Source organism: Nostoc sp. CHAB 5715, assembly GCF_020829685.1.
In the GTDB taxonomy this organism is placed as follows: Bacteria; Cyanobacteriota; Cyanobacteriia; order Cyanobacteriales; family Nostocaceae; genus Nostoc.
Genome location: NZ_JAIVFR010001032.1, coordinates 1 through 2,496, shown reverse-complemented (window position 1 = coordinate 2,496; position 2,496 = coordinate 1). Strand labels below are relative to the sequence as shown.

Annotated in this window: 1 protein-coding gene; it reads right to left on the bottom strand. The window is 42.8% G+C overall.

The genetic code is table 11. The features are described 5' to 3' along the window. Nucleotides 1–651: 651 nt before the first annotated feature. A complete protein-coding gene (locus LC574_RS35395) occupies nt 652–1,626 on the bottom strand; it encodes a hypothetical protein (RefSeq protein ID WP_229458293.1) in 975 nt (324 codons plus the stop codon). Nucleotides 1,627–2,496: the final 870 nt, after the last annotated feature.

The following is a 2,496-nucleotide window of genomic DNA, read 5'->3' as shown; positions in this document are numbered from 1 at the left end:
GAGTTCGCCGAAATAACAAATGAGTTCGCCGAAATAACAAATGAGTTCGCCGAAATAACAAATGAGTTCGCCGAAATAACAAATGAGTTCGCCGAAATAACAAATGAGTTCGCCGAAATAACAAATGAGTTCGCCGAAATAACAAATGCGTTGGCGTAGCCCGCACTTCTCTACGAGACGCTGCGCGTAGCTTGCTTCCACGAAGTGGTACGACAAAGCTACTTTGACTCCCAATACGGTTCGGTTAGCTTGTTTACCCTGCGAAGATTCCCCCAACCCCCCGATAAATTGGGGGGCTAATTTCCTCTTTTACCCCCTTAAAAAGGGGGTTGCCACAAGCGGGGGGACTTATCCGAACCGTATTGCTTTGACTCCCTTCAGCTACACTCAGGCTAAACTCAGGGCAAGACGCTCAGTACAAGTCAGTGACTACCGCAGGCATCGCCATGATTGCAACAATTTAGCTGTGTCACGCCAGCGTAACGCACCCTTCGGGTTCAGCAGTCGCCTGCGGAGGGAAACCCTCCCGCAGCGCTGCTTCACTGCAAATCTTTGGTGAATAAAGTTTTTCCGACTTGTGTGTACACCGTAGCCTTTTTAAGGGGGGCTATGGGGGATCAGTTAGTGCCTAAAATCACAGCCAACCACTTTTCAAACAACCTCTAAATGAGAAATTGTCCATAAGATGAGCAGGAAGATTAAGTAAATTACGCCAACTAGCCCAAACTCAATCAGAGGAATATAGGTTACTTCGTAAATTCTGCCCAAGCCGCGTTCACTCAGTCCATAAACGGCCATTACACTCACTAAAAAGGCTCCGTAGATAGTACGTTTAGTCAAGATACTCACAGGTAAACCGTGGAGTTGAGTAAGTATTAAAATGCCAAGAAAACCAAAGAGAAATGTTGGCCACTTGCTTTGTCCTAACATCAAAGATACAACAACACTATGTAAAACCACCGTAATTTCCAAAGTGAATGTCCACCAAGGATTTACATGGCTGCGGTTAAAGATTAACGACGATTGCAGCAGAAGCAAGAACATATAGAGAAAACCAATTAAATGCCCCGCAGTCGCTTCCATTGGATGATACCAGAAGGTGTAGATAGCGGCGAAGGAGAAAAAGTAGCCGTGGTACAGCTTGATAATTTGCAAAAACTGTTGATGAAATGGAACAGAATTGCCAAAAAACAAACCGCGTCGAGGCGTTTCTAAAATCAGTACGAAGACCAGTAGCAGGACAACCGCACCTTGAGAAGCCCAAATTGAAGTATCTTGAGCTAGAGCATCGTACCAAATATAGGTCTGGAGAAAGTGTAAAGCGATGAATACACCATTAATAGCAAGCATGAGGTAATTAATCGGGTGCAGCGCTGAGTTGTATTTCAACTGCGATCGCTGCGCCCACAAGATACACCCCCAAATGCTAAACTGATGTCCAAGGTACATACCCCAAGCCGTCGCTCGACTCCAAAAGGTTGGTTGGGGAAGCTTCCAGTAGTACCAGTTTAATCCTTGGTCAGGAAGTTTGGTGATGCTTGCAGGAATGCTCCCACCCAGCCAAATTGCGTAGGTGAGGAGGATGCTTACAATGATGCCTAAAAACAATACTCGGCGACCTGTCATATTAATTCGTTAATTCGTAATACTTCGGCTACGCCCTTCTCTACGAGAGGCTGCACCAACGGCTTCGCTCAGGACAAGCTCAGTACAAGTTCGTAATTTTTAATAAAAAGGGGGGAATAACCTTCTCAAAGTCGTCCAATTTATCGGAAGATTTAGTCGGAGAATCTAAAGTTTTGGATACATCAGGCATCACTTTTTAAAGATCCTCTAAGAGGGTGTTTAAAAAGCTATATTTGTTACCCAAAGTGTCTAATACCCCCCCTAACCCATTGAACGCAACCAGTAATCATCTCAAGCAATATGAATGAATTTGAGTGTGGTTGAGCAAAATAGCATGGAACAAACCCGCTATAAAAATCAAGCCAATAATACTACTAATAAAAGCAACTATAACCTCGTGCTTGCGTATAGCTTTTTGTATCTTAGCGTCTATAATGTGTTCTAATTCTTTGTATGACATTGACTTCAATCTTGCTAAAGATAAAAATTATGTGGAGCTTACGTTTGACGAGGTTTGAGTCGTAAACATCAAGTTTATTCAATGACGAATTATTTTGACGTTTTACAGCGTCAAAATAATTCGCTATTGATAATACTCACCTTTATCGAGAAACAAGCTACGTAATTGTCAACTACAATCACTGTTAGGCGATTTCCGGAAAATAAATTATTTGATATACCGATTGAGTTAGTTCTGATTTCCTACTAACAATCCGGTATGGATAAGCACTCATCATCACCTAATATCATGTCCGATAAATTACTTGTGATATGTCATTGCGAGTGGAACGAAGTGAAACGAAGCAATCACAACGTCTGGAGCGATTGCTTCACTCCGTTCGCAATGACAACTGTTTAACCGGACGTGAT

Coding starts and splice junctions, on each gene's coding strand:
- LC574_RS35395 (WP_229458293.1), bottom strand. CDS start 1,626: ATGACAGGTCGCCGAGTATTGTTTTTAGGCATCATTGTAAGCATCCTC.